Source organism: Actinokineospora baliensis, assembly GCF_016907695.1.
Classification (GTDB): Bacteria; Actinomycetota; Actinomycetes; order Mycobacteriales; family Pseudonocardiaceae; genus Actinokineospora; species Actinokineospora baliensis.
Map to the genome: position 1 here is coordinate 328,284 of NZ_JAFBCK010000001.1, position 17,198 is coordinate 345,481.

At 71.0% G+C, this 17,198-nt stretch carries 12 protein-coding genes; 1 reads left to right on the forward strand and 11 read right to left on the reverse strand.

Annotated elements, in window-relative coordinates; translation table 11 throughout:
• Positions 1–9 precede the first annotated feature (9 nt).
• The 7 genes from JOD54_RS01115 to JOD54_RS01145 form a co-directional block, all read right to left on the reverse strand.
• Entirely contained in the window at positions 10–1,155 is a 1,146-nt protein-coding gene (locus tag JOD54_RS01115; protein WP_204448756.1) for a hypothetical protein, read from the reverse strand.
• Positions 1,152–2,354: a proton-conducting transporter transmembrane domain-containing protein gene (locus tag JOD54_RS01120; RefSeq protein WP_204448757.1), complete on the reverse strand. Its 1,203-nt coding sequence runs from the start codon at positions 2,352–2,354 to the stop codon at positions 1,152–1,154. The genes JOD54_RS01115 and JOD54_RS01120 overlap by 4 nt, the downstream gene beginning before the upstream one ends.
• A complete protein-coding gene (locus JOD54_RS01125; protein WP_204448758.1) occupies positions 2,351–5,062 on the reverse strand; it encodes a YbcC family protein in 2,712 nt (903 codons plus the stop codon). The genes JOD54_RS01120 and JOD54_RS01125 overlap by 4 nt, the downstream gene beginning before the upstream one ends.
• Positions 5,059–6,678: a SulP family inorganic anion transporter gene (locus tag JOD54_RS01130; RefSeq protein WP_204448759.1), complete on the reverse strand. Its 1,620-nt coding sequence runs from the start codon at positions 6,676–6,678 to the stop codon at positions 5,059–5,061. Before JOD54_RS01130 ends, JOD54_RS01125 begins: the two co-directional genes overlap by 4 nt.
• A gap of 74 nt (positions 6,679–6,752) precedes the next feature.
• The gene (locus tag JOD54_RS01135; protein WP_204448760.1) at positions 6,753–7,064 is read right to left on the reverse strand and encodes a hypothetical protein; all 312 of its coding nucleotides are present in this window, start codon (positions 7,062–7,064) and stop codon (positions 6,753–6,755) included.
• A 247-nt stretch (positions 7,065–7,311) separates the two neighbouring features.
• Positions 7,312–8,304 (reverse strand): aldo/keto reductase, encoded by a 993-nt coding sequence (locus JOD54_RS01140; RefSeq protein WP_204448761.1) that lies wholly within the window; start codon positions 8,302–8,304, stop codon positions 7,312–7,314.
• Between the two features lie 19 nt (positions 8,305–8,323).
• Positions 8,324–9,304 carry an aldo/keto reductase gene (locus tag JOD54_RS01145; protein ID WP_204448762.1) on the reverse strand — a complete coding sequence of 327 codons (981 nt, stop codon included), beginning with the start codon at positions 9,302–9,304 and terminating at the stop codon, positions 8,324–8,326.
• Positions 9,305–9,398: 94 nt separating this feature from the next.
• Here JOD54_RS01145 and JOD54_RS01150 point away from each other — a divergent pair, with 94 nt between their 5' ends.
• Positions 9,399–11,954, forward strand: coding sequence for an NACHT domain-containing protein (locus JOD54_RS01150; protein WP_204448763.1), 2,556 nt, complete (start codon positions 9,399–9,401; stop codon positions 11,952–11,954).
• Here JOD54_RS01150 and hutI read toward each other — a convergent pair.
• From hutI to hutU, 4 genes are read right to left on the reverse strand one after another with little or no spacing between them, the layout of a single operon-like run.
• A complete protein-coding gene (gene hutI / locus JOD54_RS01155) occupies positions 11,902–13,059 on the reverse strand; it encodes an imidazolonepropionase (RefSeq protein ID WP_204448764.1) in 1,158 nt (385 codons plus the stop codon). The two genes, JOD54_RS01150 and hutI, sit on opposite strands and share 53 nt — an antisense overlap.
• Positions 13,056–14,336, reverse strand: a complete 1,281-nt coding sequence (locus JOD54_RS01160) for a formimidoylglutamate deiminase (RefSeq protein WP_204448765.1) — start codon at positions 14,334–14,336, stop codon at positions 13,056–13,058. Before JOD54_RS01160 ends, hutI begins: the two co-directional genes overlap by 4 nt.
• Positions 14,333–15,517, reverse strand: a complete 1,185-nt coding sequence (locus JOD54_RS01165; protein ID WP_204448766.1) for an allantoate amidohydrolase — start codon at positions 15,515–15,517, stop codon at positions 14,333–14,335. Before JOD54_RS01165 ends, JOD54_RS01160 begins: the two co-directional genes overlap by 4 nt.
• Complete coding sequence (gene hutU / locus JOD54_RS01170; protein WP_307859773.1) at positions 15,514–17,175, reverse strand: urocanate hydratase; 1,662 nt, start codon at positions 17,173–17,175, stop codon at positions 15,514–15,516. The genes JOD54_RS01165 and hutU overlap by 4 nt, the downstream gene beginning before the upstream one ends.
• Positions 17,176–17,198: the final 23 nt, after the last annotated feature.

Here is a 17,198-nt window from a genome sequence, read left to right on the forward strand (position 1 = left end):
CGGCTGCGGTCAGGGCGACAGCCAGGTGAGGAGGCCGGGGGCTAGGCCTGCGATGAACAGCACTGCCATGGCTACTGCTACGGCGTAGTTCTCCAGGGGGGTTAGGTCGCGTTCTCCGCCTGCGGCTCGGCGGCGGGTGAAGAGGCCGAGGAAGCCGCGCATTACGGCGATTCCGGTGACCGACAACGCGATGACCACGGCGATCGCGATGGGGGTGGCGGTGGCGTGGGGTAGGTGGTGGGTCGCGGCGAAGCCTGCCAGTAGGGGGAAACCGGCCAGGGAGAGGCCGAAGGCGAGGTAGGCGACGGCCAGTTTGGGGGTGGTGGAGAAGTCGCCGCCTTCGGTGAGGGAGAGGGAGTCTCGGCGGGCGGCCAGGGCTGCGACGGTCATGGACAGGCCTGCGGTGGCCAGGGAAGCGACCAGCCAGGAGCCGCCCGCGATGACCAGGCCGTTGGTGGCGATGAGCAGGTACGCCAGGGTTCGGCGGCCGTCGGTGGCGGCGGCGGCGAAGAGGGCGGCGACCAAGGCGGTCACCGCACCCAGGGTCGTCAAGACCACTGTGGACGGTTCGAGGAGTACGACCGGGGCCGCTTGGTAGGCGACCACGACGCCCATGGGGGTGCGGTCGACGAAGCGGGGGAACCAAGCGTGCGCAGGGAAAGCGGCCATGCGGATGGCCACGCCTGCAGCCAGCGCGACGGTTCCGGCGGGACCCGGTAGCAGGGCGCCGACGATCAGCAGGGCCGCGGCGGGGAACTGGTAGCGCGCGAACAGGCGGTCGCCGGACCACACGAGCCAGGTGGCCAGGGCCAGCAGTAGTGCGTCGACGATGGTGTAGCGGAACGCTAGGAGTCCACATGCGACAGCGAGTAGCCGTGCGGCGAGAACCGGTGCGGCACCGTCGAGTGGGCTCATGGCGGCTACCAGCAGACCCGCGAGACTGATCACGAGGCAGCCCGCAGCTCCGGCTCCCGCGCTGACCTGCCCGGCCAGCGGAGCCTCCGGCAATGCCAAAGCAGCAGCCGACACCGCAACGGCGACCGATGCGACCCAGGTGGCGGTGCGACGAGCCTGGCGCGGATCAACGACCCGCCCGACAACAACCGACCCGACCAACCACACCAGCACAACGGCCAATGGCCCCAGCGCGATCATCGGGTCACCGCCTGGCGGTCGGCCCAGCGTTGTTCGGCTTGGGCGGCTCGGTTGACTGTGCGAACCAGGCCGCCGATCAGGCGGTCTACCAGCAGGGCGTCGACGTAGCCTCGTTCTAGGGCGAATCGGTAGAGCCAGCTTCGGAGCGCGGCTGGTAGGAGCCTGTCGAAGTGCCTGCCGGTTGTGGGGATCGGGCCGCCAAGAGACTGTTCTAGGTGGTGGTGGTCGTGCAGCAGGCTTGGGGAGCGCAGGATCTGGCCGCTGCGCAGGAGGGCGTGGGCGATGAGGTGGACGAGGGCCAGGACGTCCCAACCCAGGCCTACTTCTACCAGGACCACGGCGATCTGGGTCATTGAGGCGTAGGCGAGGCTGCTCTTGATGTCGGTCTGCGCCCGGCCGACCAGGGTCGCGTACAGGGCCGTCACCGCGCCGATGGCGATCACGGCTGGGCCGTCGATCCCGTTGCGCAGCAACAGGTATGGGCCGAGGCTGACAGAGATCGCTCCGTAGCAGATCGCGCTCGACGGGGTCGGGCCCTCCATCGCGCGGGGGAGCCAGCCGCCCAGTGGGAACTGCGCCGATTTGCCGACGACCGCCCACACCAGCAGTAGTGCGACCGCCGTTCGGCTGCCACCGTGGTGTTCGACGACCGCCGCGCCGATGAGGCCGATGTCGCTGACGCGGTAGGTGATGAACGCGCGGAGACTGCCCGCGACCGGGCCGGGGCGGTGGTGGAAGAAGGCGATCAGCAGCGCGGACGCCAGCCCGGCCAGTTCCCAGCCGACGACCAGCAAGTCCAGGGTCGCCGCCAGGACCACGATCTGCACGGCCGCCACGAACAGCGCCAGCAGCAGGTAGAACCGCCGGTACCCGGGGTCGCGGTGCAGGTAGCGCTGCGAGAACGCCCCGATCAGGCAGCCGAGCAGCCCCACCAGGACGACCATCGGCACCGACAGCCAGTCCGCCGTCAGCCGCAGCGGGAACCCGGCGAACCAGGCACCCAGCGCCACCGACCCCGGACCGTCCACAAGGCACACAACGGCGAGCCCGGCGCCCGCGAGCCCCGATACCACCGAGGCCCCGATCACGAGGCCGGACACGACGCCCTCAGTCCACACGCGACCGAACCACAGGGCGACGGCCAGCGCGAGGAACGCCGCCAGCGGAACTCCGACCGCGGCGACGAGGAGCGCGTTCACCTCACTTCCTGTACGGCGGCGAGCACCGGAACCGGCAGCTCGACCCCGGCCAGCACGTGCGCGCACCCCAGGTGATCCCGGCGACCGCTGTACACCTCGGCCGACCGCGACACCACGGGGAACTCCAGGGCCTCGGGCTCGTGCGGCTGGAAAGCGCCGTCCTGGAACAGGAACATCGCCTCGTCCTCGGGGACCCACGCCACGAGCTGGATCCAGCCGTTGCCGACCAACCGCGCCAGCCCCGCGTGCGCCGACAGGATCGCCGACAACCGCTCGGGAGTGGCCTCGACGACCAGCAGCAACCGGACCGGTTCGTGGATCTCGACCATCTGCCAGGGCAAACCGGTCCGCAGGTCGGACGCGTGCCCGTCCATCACGCCCAACAGTCCCGTGATGTTGTGCGGGAGTTTGGTGCCGCAGCCGTAGCGCGCCGGGTCGATGTAGCTGAAGTAGTACTCCAGGTTGATCCCCGCGCACACCGGTCCGACCGCGAGCAGCAGGGAAGTCAGCAAGGCGTCGTCGGTGTCGGAGGCCGGGTCGTAGGACACCAGGAACGCGCGGCGGTCCAGGTAGAGGCCACGGGTCAACGAGCGTCGACCAACCACGCAGACCGCGTTGGTGGCGTGCCCGTACTCCGGTCTCGGCTGGCCGAGGTCGACCGCGTGCGTCTGGGCGTGGGCGAGCGCGTCGTCGAGGGCCAGGTCGTGCGGGGCGGTCTCGAACCGGCGGCAGCGTTCGTGCGCGGCGAGCACACAAGCGCGAGCCAGGGCGTCCTTGGCCCGGTCGAGCGCGGCGATCGAGCGCGCGGGCACGAGGTCCTCGTCGAAGTAGGTCATCGTGTCGTCGCAGGTGTTGTGGTACGAGCCGACGAACCAGATGTCGTCCGGGAGGCCGAGGGCCGCGCGGACGAGCGGGTTGTTGGCCATCGCTGCGAACGCGCGGGCGTTGGGGCCACCGCGGCCGCCGCCGGTCGCGCCGCAGTCGTGCGCGGACTCGTGCGGGTTGTTCATGCTCGACGACCCGTGGCCGACCAGCAGGACGATAGGTGCGGGCGCGGCCAGCACGCCGGTGGTCCGCAGGACGGTCCCGACGATGCCGACCATCTCCTCGACGGTGTACCCGATGTCGAGGCGGGTCTTCGGGTAGCGCCCGTCCAGCCGGTGCGACCAGTTCTGCGCCTGGCGCGGGAACAGGCAGCGCCCGATCAGCGACGCCAGGCTCACAGCGCCGAGCCCGAGGCTGAACAGCCCGCCCCGCGCCAGCGTGCGGCTACCGACGCCCACGTGGTGGCTCCACCCGGCCCTGGCCTTGCGCAGCACGGCGCGGCCAGGGGTGATCGGCCGTTCCACCACGTCGTGGGTCGGCGTCACCACAACAGGACACAGTGGACGGGAGCGGACGTCGTGCACGCCCCGGTAGTTCATCGCGACACCGAAGAAGCCTGCGAATCCGAAGGTCTGCGCGGCGGGCGTGTTCTCCTCCAGGTGCCTGCGCAGCGACTCCTCGCGCTCGTCGATGCAGAATACCGCTTGGAAATCCACCGGCACGGAGTCCGAAGTGGACATCCTCTGATGGGCGGCCAGCCCGTCCAACACGCCGACCCGGTGACGCCGCTCGTAGGCGGCGTGCAGCAGCTTGCGCCGCTGGAGCCCGTCGCAATCCCCGACCAGGGCGATCCACGCGGCCGGGTCCGGGCTCGGGTCGACCCCCATGACCTGCGCGAGGACGAACGCCTCGTAGGCCAGTTCGACGTCTGGTCGAGCGGTGACCTCGACAACCACACCGTGCACCGGGCTCTGCGCGCGGGCGTGCCGCGCCGCGAACAGGTCCAGAGTGAGCTGCACGGCCAGGTAGTCGACCAGCCGGGCCGGTGGTGCCGACACCGGCGCGCGGTCCGGCCGCACCTCGAACTGCCGCATCATCCCAGCCCAGCCGGGCAACGAAAGCAGGGTCGCGAGGATCGCCTCACCCCACGCGGCCTCCGGCACGTCCATCTCGGTCAACGCCCACGCCACCGCGCGATCGGCGTCCCAGGTGGACTGACCACGCAACACCGCGCCCAAGCCCCGCAGGAACCTGTCCGGCGGTCCGCCCGCCTTCGAGTAGAGCTTCCGGAAAGCGGCGAGGAACCCGGAATCGCGGTCGGGCATCGGCCAGTAGGCCACGCCTTGGTCGAGGAATGCCCCGGCGAGTCGGATCAATACCGGGTGCACCAACGAGTCCGTGTCGATCCCGGTCTCCGCGAGCACCCGATCCCGCGGACGGGGAGTCGCCGCGACCGTCGGGACCACCTTCGGCGCGGCCGCCAGCAGTCCGGCCCAGGTCGGCCCGAGATCCCCGGCCTCGGACAACACCCATCGCAGCGCGGGTCCGCGCGGCACGTCGAGAAGGTGCCGCAACCGGTGGACGTGGAACTCGCGCCGGGTCGGCCCACCCACGACAACGGGAACCCCGTCGTCGGCGACTTCAGCGGCCACAACGGCCACCAGGTCCGCCTCGGTGATCCGCTCCCGCACGACGTGGTCGTGCAGCTCCTCCTCCGTCGGGAACGGCTGGGCGCCGAAGAGTTCGCCCGCGCGCACGACCGCGTCGTGGAAGGGGAGTTCCTCGAAGGCGTGCAACGTGTTGTGGTGCACGAACGTCTGGAGTGGACCTTGCTCGGGCAGCAGACCCGCGGCCCGGTCGACGAGGTCACCGATCGGGGTCATGACCGCCGCCTGCGGCGCAGCGACTGCGGGTGCGCGGACACCGGTTCCAGCCCGTCGAGCCCCTCGACCCGCAGCGTGGCGCCCGGCAGTTCCTTGGCCAGCTGGTCGAGCCTGCTCAGGAAGGTGTGGTCGACCACGGCCACCCCCCGCACGTCCACGACGATCTCGCTCGCGCCCTGGCCCTCGCGGACGATGGCGCGGCGCAACGGGAGCAGCGCCGGGAACACCGCGGCACCGGGAACCGCGACCCGCAGCACGTCGCCGTCGCGGGTGACCTGGGGCCTGGGCCGCAGGAACGCGGGCAGCGGGACGCCGCGCACCACGTGCAGCACGATCTTGAGGGCCAGCCCGGAGGCGACGCCGATGAGCAGGTCGGTGGCGAGGGTGACCACCAGGGTGGTCAGGAACAGCAGCAGCTGGTCCCACCCGATCTTGCCGACGTGCGCCACCTCGCGCGGGTTGGCCAGCCGGAACCCGGTGTAGACCAGCATGGCGGCCAGCGCGGCCAGCGGGATGGTCTGCACCAGGTTGGGGATCAGCGCGACGAACAGCAGCAGGATCGCCCCGTGGCAGACGTTGGACCAGCGGGTCTTGGCCCCCGCGTCCAGGTTCGCCCTGCTGCGCACGATCTCGGAGATCATCGGCAGGCCGCCGATGAGCGAGGCGGTGAGGTTGCCCGCGCCGATGGCGAACAGGTCCCGGTTGAGGTCCGACGGGCGCTTGGTCGGGTCCATCGAGTCGACCGCGAGCACGGTGAGGGTGGACTCGATGGTGCCGATGAGCGCGAACATCGCCACGTACTGCAGCGAGGTGCCGCTGAAGACCTGGGAAAAGTCCGGGAAGGTCACCGCGTCGAGCACCGAACCGGGCAGCCGCACCAGGAACTCGGGGCCGAGGTGGTGGGTGGCGTCGGCGAAGCGGTAGTCGTGCGGGCTCGACAGGTGCAGCCACAGGCCGATCGGGATGGCCACCGCGAGCACGACCAGCGGCGCGGGCACGACCTTGCTCCACGCGGCGCGGATGAGCGGCAGCCCGAACAGGATCAGCAGGGCGACCACGCCGATCAGCACGATGAGCGGGTTGGCGTTGGCGATGCTGTGCGGGATCTCGGCGAGCAGCCCGAGCGGGGTCTCGGCCGTGGGCTTCACGCCGAGCACCACGTGCGCCTGCTTGGCGATGATGATGACGCCGATGGCGGCGAGCATGCCGTGCACCACCGAGGGCGACATCGCGACGCCGATCCCGGCGGCGCGGACCGCGGCGAACAGGATCTGGATCAGCGCGGCGACCACCCCGACCGCCAGTGCCCTGCGGTAGCCCGCGACCGCGTCGCCCTGGCCCAGGTCGTGCACGGCGCCGACGGCGATGACGATGAGGCCCGCCGCGGGGCCCTTGATGGTCAGCGGGGCGCCGCCGAGCAGGCCGCCGAGTATCCCGCCGACGATCGCGGTGAGCACACCGGCGATGGGTGGGAAACCGCTGGCCAGGGCGATGCCCAAGCACAGCGGGAGCGCGATGAGCGAGACCAGGAAACCGGACTTGACATCACCTAGCGGAAAGCGGCGTCTGGCCTGGTCCGTGCTGCCGGAAACCGGCGCGGTGGATTGTTCGGACATCGTGAATTCCTCGATTTTCGGGCGCGAGAGGACCGCCTGCGTTGAATTCACAACGCGGCGTTGGGGTGTGTTGGTCAGCGCCCGCGCGGAGGTCCGCGCGCGAGGAGTCGAGCGGTGGCCGGTTCGCCGGAGGGCACCGGCAGGCCGGGGCCCCACGCCGCGGCGACGGCGGCAGGTGGGTGCGCTCCGGTGCCGGGGGTGGCGTCGTCGGCCAGGTCGTGGTGATGCTCGACGGCCGAGAAGACCAGGCCGCGCACCAGGGATTCCTGGTCGGCGCGGACGTGCTCGGCCGGGGTCGAGCGGTGCGGCAGCGCGCAGACCGGGCTGGCGCCGATGCCGACGACGGCACCGAGGAGGGCGGCCAGGACGAGCGGGAAGACGCGCACCGTGCACCCTCCCCCTCGTGGAAATCGAGCCCTTCCGTTACCGGATAAAGGGTTCGATGTTTCACAGAATGGCCTGTCCGTGGCGACAGGCCTTATCGATCATCCCGACCGCCGGGAAGCATCGTCAAGGGTGGAGTATTCGCGTTTAAACACGCTGTGACATACGAGTTGGGCATAGCGGGTGACTATGTCCCTTTTGCGGAAATGCGGTGGCCCCCGGCGCTGGTTGGCCGGGGGCCACCGGTCGCTACCAGGCGTAAGCCTCGGGGGCGGGCTTGTCGCCGTTGGGTCCAGGTGGTGGGAACAGCTCGTCGAGCGCGGCCAGGGTCTCGGCGCTCAACTCGATCTCCAACGCGCGCAGCGAGCCGTCGAGCTGGTCGGCGGTTCGAGGTCCGATGATCGGACCGGTCACCCCTTCGCGGGAGAGCAGCCAGGCCAACCCGAGGTGCGCCGGGTCTTCACCCAGGTCCGCGGCGAGCTTCTCGTACGCCTCGATGGTGTCCTGGTTCTGCTTGAGCGCGTCACCCGAGCGCCCGGACAGGCCGCGGGAGGCGCCGCCCTCGCGCTGCTTGCGCAGGATGCCGCCGAGCAGACCGCCGTGCAGCGGCGACCACGGGATCACGCCGAGGCCGTAGTGCTTGGCGGCGGGCAGCACCTCGAGCTCGATCCAGCGGGTGAGCAGGTTGTAGATCGACTGCTCGCTGACCAGCCCGAGGAAGTGCCGGTCCTTGGCCGCTTCCTGGGCCTGGGCCAGGTGCCACCCGGCGAAGTTCGAGGAGCCGAAGTAGAGCACCTTGCCCTGCTGGCGCAGGACGCTGAACGCCTCCCAGATCTCCTCCCACGGCGTGCGCCGGTCGACGTGGTGCATCTGGTAGAGGTCGATGTAGTCGGTGCCGAGCCGCTTGAGCGAGGCGTCCGCGGCGCGGCGGATGTTGAGCGCCGACAGGAACGTCTCGTTGGGCCAGTCACCCATGCTGCCGTACAACTTGGTGGCCAGCACAGTCTTCTCGCGGCGCCCGCCGCCGGTGGCGAACCACCGGCCGATGATCTGCTCGGTGATCCCCTCCCCCTTCTGCCACCCGTAGACGTTGGCGGTGTCGAAGAAGTTGATGCCGTGCTCGTGCGCCCTGTCCATGATCGAGTGGCTGTCGGCCTCGGTGGTCTCCGGGCCGAAGTTCATCGTGCCCAGCACCAGCCGGGACACCGACAGGCCGCTGCGGCCTAGCTGCGTGTACTCCATGTTTCCCAACCTAGTTCCGTTACCAGCTGTACGCCTCGGGCGCGGGCTTGTCCCCGTTGGGCCCGGGCGGGGGGAAGATCGTGTCCAACTCGGCGAGCAGGTCGCCGTCGAGGTCGACGTCGAACGCGCGCAGTGAGCCTGCCAACTGCTCGGCCGTGCGCGGCCCGATGATCGGCCCGGTGACCCCCTCGCGGGAGAGCAGCCACGCGAGCGCGAGGTCGGCCGGGTTGAGCCCGCGCCGCTCGCACAGCGCCTCGTACGCCTCGACCTGGGGACGGTGCCGCCGCAACAACTCCGGCCCCGCCCACGCGTCGTGCCTGGCCGACTCACCCCTGCTGATCTTGGCGAGCACCCCGCCCAGGATCCCGCTGCTCAGCGGCGACCACGGGATGACCCCGATGCCGTAGTGCTTCGCGGCGGGCAGGACGTCCAGCTCGATGAACCGGTTGGCGAGGTTGTAGAGGGACTGCTCGGCGACAAGCCCGAGGAAGTGGCGGCTCTTGGCCGCCTCCTGCGCCTGGGCCAGGTGCCACCCGGCGAAGTTGGACGAGCCGAAGTAGAGGACTTTCCCTTGCTGCCTCAAGACTTCGAACCCCTCCCAGATCTCCTCCCATGGCGTTTGCCGGTCGACGTGGTGCATCTGGTAGAGGTCGATGTGGTCGGTGCCGAGCCGCCTGAGCGAAGCCTCGGCAGCGTGGCGGACGTTGAGCGCGGACAACCGGCCCTCGTTCGGCCAGTCCCCCGTGCTGCCGTACAACTTGGTGGCCAACACGGTCTTCTCCCGCCGACCGCCCTTGGCCAACCACCGCCCGATGATCTCCTCGGTCAGCCCGTCGCCGCCGTAGGTGTTGGCCGTGTCGAAGAAGTTGATGCCGTGCCCGTGCGCGGCGTCCATGAGCGCGTGGCTGTCGGCCTCGGTGGTGTGCGGGCCGAAGTTCATCGTGCCCAGCACCAGCCGGGACACCGACAGACCGGTTCGCCCGAGGGTGGTGTACTCCATGCCACCCAACCTAACCCCGGACTTGCTCCAGGTCGGGGGTGATTTCCGGATGTGGGATCGTACGGGGTACCAGTCGGCTAGGGAGGCGGGGCGCGTGGAGTTAGGGGCGCTGATCATCGGCTTGGCCTCCGTGGTCGCCGCGGCCGCGTTGGTGTACTTCAGACCCTTCGACCGCCAGAAGATCCCCGAGTCGCCGATCGCCCCCGAGCCGGATCCCTTCGAGCTGTTCGAGCAGGCCTACCGCGACCACGTCCGCCGCGGGCTGCGCTACGTCGACCTCAAGGGGCTGCAGACCCTGGGCCACTCCAGCCTGGAGCTGGACCAGGTCTACGTGGACGTGGGCCTGGTGCACCGAGCCCCGCACCAGGTGGACACCGACGTGCTGGCGGGCATGTCCACCGACGGTGGGAACCGCTTCCGGCTCGACGACTTCCTCGGCGGGCCGGTCCCCCGGGTGGTGGCCGTACTGGGTGGCCCCGGCAGCGGCAAGACGACGCTGCTGCGCAAGACCGCCCGGGACACCCGCGACGACGGGACGCCGATCCTGCTGTTCCTGCGCGACCACCTCCCGGAGATCCTGGCCGAGTCGGGCCTGGTCGAGGTGCTCACCGCGAAGCTGGCCAAGCAGAACCTGGTCGACGAGCACGGGTGGGTCGCGCGCAAGCTGCGCACGGGGCGGTGCGTGGTGATGCTCGACGGGCTCGACGAGGTGGCCAGGGTCGAGGACCGGCGCTCGGTGTCCAAGTGGGTGGAGCTGCAGATCACGGCGTTCCCGAACAACGACTTCGTGCTCACCTCGCGGCCCCGCGGCTTCCTCGACGCGCCCGTCGAGGGGGCGACCGCGTTGCAGGTCCGTCCCTTCACCTCGACGCAGGTGCGCGACTTCATCCGCGGCTGGTACCGGGCCACCACCGGCAGCGCGACCCCCGAGGAGGCCGAGGACCTGCTCGTGCGGCTCGACGACGCGCCCGCGCTGTCCGAGCTGACGGTCAACCCGCTGCTGCTGACGATGATCGCCACCGTGCACCAGTTCCGCGGTGCGCTGCCGGGATCGCGGGCGGACCTCTACAAAGAGATCTGCGAAGTGATGCTGTGGCACCGTCAAGAGGCCAAGAAGCTCGACATCCCCGGCAACAGCAGGCACAAGATGGTGCTGCTGCGCCCGTTGGCGTACCTGATGATGACCAAGGGCGTTCGCCAGCTCGGCCACGACGTCCTGGTGGCCGAGTTCGAGCGGGTGCTGCGCCGGTTGAGCACGCCGGTGGACGCCGAGGAGCACCTGCGGCAGATCGTGTCCGACGGTCTGCTCGTCGAGTGGGAGCGCGAGCAGTTCGCCTTCGCCCACCTGACCTTCCAGGAGTTCCTCGCCGCGGCCCACATCAGGGAGAAGAAGACCCTGGTGGACGAGCTGTGCTACCGGGTGGACGAGGACTGGTGGCGGGAGACGACGCTGCTGTACGTGGCCGGTTCGGACGCCGACCTCGTGATCACCGCCTGCTTGGCCTCCGGCACCGCGACCGCGCTGGGACTCGCGCTGGACTGCGTGTCCGAGGGCACCGAACTCGACGAGGAGTTGCGCACCCAACTCGACGACATCCTGCGTTCGGCGGTGGTGGACGAGGGCCTGCGGGAGAAGGTCCTGCGGGCGATGCTCGTGCGCCACGACCGGTCGGCGGTGCGTGTCGCGAGCGGGGCCCAGGTGTGGCGCGCGCCGGTGCCCGCCAGCCTCTACCGCCTGTTCGACGACTCGAGCGGCATCGCGGGCTGGGGTGACGACCCGGCTCGCGGGATGTCGCGCACCGCCGCGGCGCGGTTCGCCCGCTGGCTCACCGAGACGGGGCTGTCCCACCGGTTCCGGCTGGCCGAGCGGCGGGAGTTGGAGGACCCGGGGGTGCTGCCCAGCGTGCGTCCGCTGGTGGTGTGGGCGGGGGTGCCGGAGCCGGGCGCGCCGCGGATCTGGACCACCGGTGAGCACCCGCACGTGGTGTCGCGCCCTGAGCTGATCCGGGCGACGCGCGACGACTTCACCCCGCAGCGGCTGGTCGCACTGCTCAGCCGGTTCGACTTCGCCGCGAGCGTGCTCTCCGAGCACCTGGCGCGCCTGAGCGAGGAAGCGGGCGGGGAAACGAGCACCGGGAACTGGTTCGTGGTGCTCGAGGGCTGGTTCCACCGGTGGACCGACGGGTGGTCGGCACGGCTGGGTAGCGCGTTCGGCGACACGCTCGAGGAGTCGATCTACCACCCGCCGCAGCAGTTCACCAAGTGGCTGCGCCAGGCGTTCACCGCCCAGGTCCCGCTCGCCGAGTGGCAGCCGGAGCCGATCGGCGACCTGGCCGACCTGCGGTCGCGGCTCAACGCGGTGGAGACGATGTACGGGACGTGGGCCTCGGTGGCGCACGACGACCTCAGCACCACCGTGGCCAAGTGGATCGCCACCGACGTGCTGGCGGGCAACGACCTCACCAGGGTCCGGCTGACGGCGCTCGCGCTGGTCAGGGAGGTGCCCCCGGCCGACAGGCAGGTGCTGTTCCAGCTGGCGGCCGCGGCGACGCTGTCGGACCTGTGGCGGGAGGGGCGGCGGGAACGGACGGAGACGATCATTCTGGCGGCAGACGCACCGGAGAGCCTGAGTGCCAGACCGCCCAGGTGAGGGGGACGCCGGGGCGGTAGGCGAGGTGGGTGGCGGAGGGGGCGTCCAGGAGGTGCAGGTCGGCTCGGGCGCCGGGGCGGAGGGTGCCGACGTCGGTGCGGCGGAGGGCTTGGGCGCCGCCGAGGGTGGCGGCGCGGATGGCTTCGGGGACCGACAGGTGCATCTGCAGCACCGCCGTGGCCACGCAGAACGCCATGGACGAGGTGTAGGACGAGCCGGGGTTGCAGTTGGTGGCCAGGGCGATCGTGGCGCCCGCGTCGAGGAGGCGGCGGGCGGGGGGTAGCGGCTGGCGGGTGGACAGGTCGCAGGCGGGCAGCAGGGTGGCGACGGTGTTCGAGCCCGCCAGTGCGTCCACATCGGACTCTGTCAGGTGGGTGCAGTGGTCAACGCTGGCGGCGTTGAGTTCCACGGCAATGCGGACACCGGGGCCAGGCCCGAGCTGGTTGCCGTGGACGCGCAGGCCCAAGCCGCGGGCGGCGGCGGCGCGGAGTACCTGCCGGGATTGGGCTTCGTCGAACGCGCCGGTCTCGCAGAAGACGTCCGCCCAGCGCACGTAAGGCGCGACCTCGTCGAGCATCTCACCGGAGGCGAGGGCGACGTACTCGTCGGCGTCGGCGCCCGGCGGGACCAGGTGCGCACCCAGGTAGGTCACCTCGTCGACGAGTTCGGCGGCGATGCGGGCGGAGCGGACCTCGTCCTCCACGGTCAGCCCGTACCCCGTCTTGGTCTCGATGCACGTCGTCCCCTGCGCCTGGGCTTCGGCGATGTGCGCGCGCAGCCCGGCCCGCAGCTGATCATCGTCCGCCGCGCGGGTCGCCTCAACCGTGACCGCGATACCGCCTGCGGTGTAAGGCTTCCCGGCCATCCGCGCGCCGAACTCGGCCGTGCGATCACCGGCGAACACCAGGTGCGTGTGGCTGTCGACCCACCCCGGCAACCCGGCCCGCCCACCGGCATCGACCCTCGTGTCCGTCGGGGGCACCTTGCGGGAGTGGCCAACCCACGCCACATGGTCGCCGTCGAGGATCAGGGCCGCGTCGGTCAGCGTGCCCAGTTCGGGGTCGTTGGTGGTCAGTTCACCAAGGTTGGTCACCAGAACGCTCACCGGAGCACCTCCGCCAGCAGTCGACCCACATCGCCCAACACGTGCTCACCCGAGCGGACCACCACTCGGCCACCCACCACCACAGTGTCCACATCGGACGCAGTAGCTGCCAGGACAGCCTGCTCTGGCAACGATCCCGCAGTCCGCACACTGTCCAGCCGCACAGCCACCAGATCGGCGGGCGCGCCCACCTCGATCCGACCGGCCTCCGGCCACCCCAGGCTCGCGTGCGCCGTCATCGCCCGGACCAGCTCCTCGGGGGTGAACCTGCCGCGCTGACCGGTCCGCAGGCGTTCACCGTGCTCCAGCGCGCGCGCTTCGAGGAGCATGTCCACCACCGCGTGCTGATCACTGCCCAGCGACAGCGGCGACCCGGCGTCGGCGAGTTCCCGCGCGGGGCCGATGCCGTCCGCGAGATCGGCTTCCGTTGTCGGGCAGAAGCACGCGCCAGTGCCGGATTCGCCGAGCAAGCGGATGTCTTCCGGGGTCAGGTGAGTCGCGTGCACGGCGGTCAACCGCGGGCCGAGGGCACCGGCTTCCGCCAGGAGCTGGGTGGGCGTCAACCCGTATGCGGCAAGGCAAGCGGTGTTCTCGGCGGGCTGCTCTGACAGGTGTACGTGGACCGGTCCGTCGAACCCCGCGACCACCGGCAACGCGTCTCTCGGCACGGCGCGGACCGAGTGGATCGCGGCACCGATCCTGGCGTGCGCGGAGGGCTTCAGGTCCGCCACCCGGGCCGCCCAGGCGAGCACGTCGCCGTCGGAGAAGCGTTGCTGCTGCGCGGAAACCGGCTCGCCGATGCCGCCTGCGAGGTAGCACGCGTCCAGCAGTGTGATCCGAACACCGGCGTCGCGCGCCGCCTGGATCAGCGCGTCCCCCATGGCGTTGGGGTCGTTGTAGCGGACGCCGCCCGGTGCGTGGTGCAGGTAGTGGAACTCGCCGACACAGGTGATGCCGGACAGCGCCATCTCGGCGTACGCGGCTCGGGCGAGCAAGTAGTAGGAGTCCGGGTCGAGGCGGTCGGCCAGGTCGTACATGCGGTCGCGCCAGGTCCAGAACGTGCCGCCACCGCCGTGGGTGCGACCGCGCAGGGCCCGGTGGAAGGCGTGGGAATGCGCGTTGGCGAACCCCGGGAAAACAACCCCGGGCAGCACTTCGACGTCGCCAGGCGAGTCCACAAGGGACACCGAGGTGAACACGCCGTCGGATACCTCGACCAGCACACCCGACGCCACCCCGTCCGGCAGCCAGGCCGAAGCGCACCAGTAGGCGGTCACCTGGCCAACTCCTCCAGCACCGCCGCCAACGCCACGACGCCCGCGGCGCAGTCGTCCGGCTCGGCGTGCTCCTCCGGCGCGTGGCTCACACCGGTGGGGTTGCGCACGAAGAGCATCGCGGTCGGCACGTGGCCCGCGAGGATCCCGGCGTCGTGCCCCGCTCCTGTCGGCAACGCGGGCACCCCGCCGAGGACGCCGGAAACCGAGTCCCGCAAGGCGGAATCGAACACGACTGTGTCCCCATAGGACTCTTCGGTCACTGTGACCGAGCAGCCCTCTTCAGCCGCAGCCGCGGAGGCCGCGGCGCTGATCTCCTCGACCACCGCCCGAGTGCGCGCGTCGTCCTCAGCCCTGGCGTCGAGCCACAGGTCCACGCTCGACGGGATCACGTTGGTACCACCCGGGTTCGGGACCAGCTTGCCCACTGTGGCACGCGCTCCAGCCGTCGCGGCCTGGCGCGCGGCGAGCACCACCCGAGCGGCGGCGATCATCGGGTCGCGCCGGTCGACCATCAGCGTCGCCCCCGCGTGGTTGCCCTCGCCGCGGACGCTGAACCGCCACCGCCCGTGCGCCAGGATCGAACTCGCCACGCCGACCGCGGCACCCAGGTCGATCAGCCCGCGCCCCTGCTCCACGTGCAGCTCGACGAACACCCCGATCCGGCGCAACGCAGCGGGATCCGGCCCGACCCGCGCCGGGTCGAGCCCGGCCGAGGTCATCGCCTCGGCCACGGTCACACCGTCCGAATCGGACAGTCGCAGTGCGGCTTCAGGGGCGATGGCTCCGGTCAGCAACCGGGACCCGAGGCAGGCAACCCCGAACCGGCCGCCTTCCTCTTCCGCGAACACGACGACCGCGAGCGGCTTCGCCGGGACGAAACCCTTGGCCCGCAGGACGTCCACGGCCTCAAGTGCCGACACCACGCCGAGCGGCCCGTCGAACGCGCCACCGCCGGGCACCGAGTCGAGGTGGCTGCCGGTCACCACGGCCCCGTCCCCCGGCGGACCCCACCACGCCCACAGGTTCCCGTTGCGGTCGCACTCGACGTCGAGCCCGCGCCGGGTCGCCTCCTCGGTGAACCAGGACCGCAACTCCAGCTCCACCCGGTCGAACCCGTGCCGGGAGTAGCCGCCGCGGCGGGGGTCGGCGCCGACCCCCGCGATGTCGGCGAGGCCGGTCACGACCGGGCCATCGGGACGGCGACCCCGCGCTCGGCGGCGACCTCGTCCGCCCGGTCGTACCCGGCGTCGACGTGCCGGATCACGCCCATCGCCGGGTCGTTGGTGAGCACCCGCTCGATCTTCTGGCCCGCCAGCGGCGTCCCGTCGGCCACCGTGACCTGGCCCGCGTGGATGGACCGGCCGATGCCGACCCCGCCGCCGTGGTGGATGGACACCCAACTGGCGCCGGACGCGGTGTTGACCAGCGCGTTGAGCAGCGGCCAGTCGGCGATCGCGTCGGACCCGTCGGCCATCGCCTCGGTCTCGCGGTACGGGGAGGCGACCGAGCCGCAGTCGAGGTGGTCGCGGCCGATCACGACCGGCGCGGACAGCTCACCGGAGGCGACCATCTCGTTGAACCGCACGCCCGCCAGGTGCCGCTCGCCGTAGCCGAGCCAGCAGATGCGCGCCGGAAGCCCTTGGAAGGCAACGCGTTCGCCCGCCAGCCGGATCCACCTGGCGAGGGATTCGTTCTCCGGGAACAGGTCCAGGATCGCCCGGTCGGTCGCGGCGATGTCGGCCGGGTCACCGGAGAGCGCCGCCCAGCGGAACGGGCCCTTGCCCTCGCAGAACAGCGGCCGGATGTAGGCGGGGACGAAACCGGGGAAGTCGAACGCCCGGTCGTACCCGCCCAGCTTCGCCTCGCCGCGGATGGAGTTGCCGTAGTCGAACACCTCGGCGCCCGCGTCGAGGAACCCGACCATGGCCTCCACGTGCTCAGCCATCGAGTCGCGGGAGCGGTCGGTGAACTCGTCTGGCTTCTTCGCCGCGTAGTCGCCCCAATCGGCGAGGTCGACCCCGCGCGGCAGGTACGCCAGCGGGTCGTGCGCGGAGGTCTGGTCGGTCACGATGTCGACCTCGACCCCGCGGCGCAGCAACTCCGGCAGCACCTCGGCCGCGTTGCCGATCACCCCGACCGACACGGCCTCGCCCTCGCGCTTGGCCCGCTCGACCCGCGCCACCGCGTCGTCGAGGTCCAGCGCGAGCTCGTCGAGGTACCGGGTCTCGACCCGGCGCCGCGCACGATCCGGGTCGACCTCGATGACCAGGGCAGCGCCGCCGTTCATCGTCACCGCAAGCGGTTGCGCGCCGCCCATGCCGCCGAGCCCCGCGGTCACGGTGAGCGTGCCGCGCAGGGTCCCGCCGAAGCGCTTGGCGGCGACGGCGGCGAAGGTCTCGTAGGTGCCCTGGAGGATGCCCTGGGTGCCGATGTAGATCCACGACCCCGCGGTCATCTGCCCGTACATCGTGAGCCCAGCGGCCTCCAGGCGGCGGAACTCCGGCCAGGTGGCCCAGTCACCGACCAGGTTGGAGTTCGCGATCAACACCCGCGGCGCCCACTCGTGGGTCCGCATCACCCCGACCGGCTTGCCCGACTGCACCAACAGCGTCTCGTCCTCGGCGAGGGTGGTCAGCTCCCGCGAGATCGCCTCGAAACTGGCCCAGTTGCGCGCCGCCTTGCCGGTACCGCCGTAGACCACCAGGTCATCCGGCCGCTCCGCCACCTCGGCGTCGAGGTTGTTGTGGAACATCCGCAACGCGGCCTCGGTCTGCCAGTTCCGCGCGGTCAGCGCGGTGCCGCGGGCAGCGCGCACGGGCCGGGGTCCGGGGGTGGTCACACGGTCCTCCTCTCAACGACGCC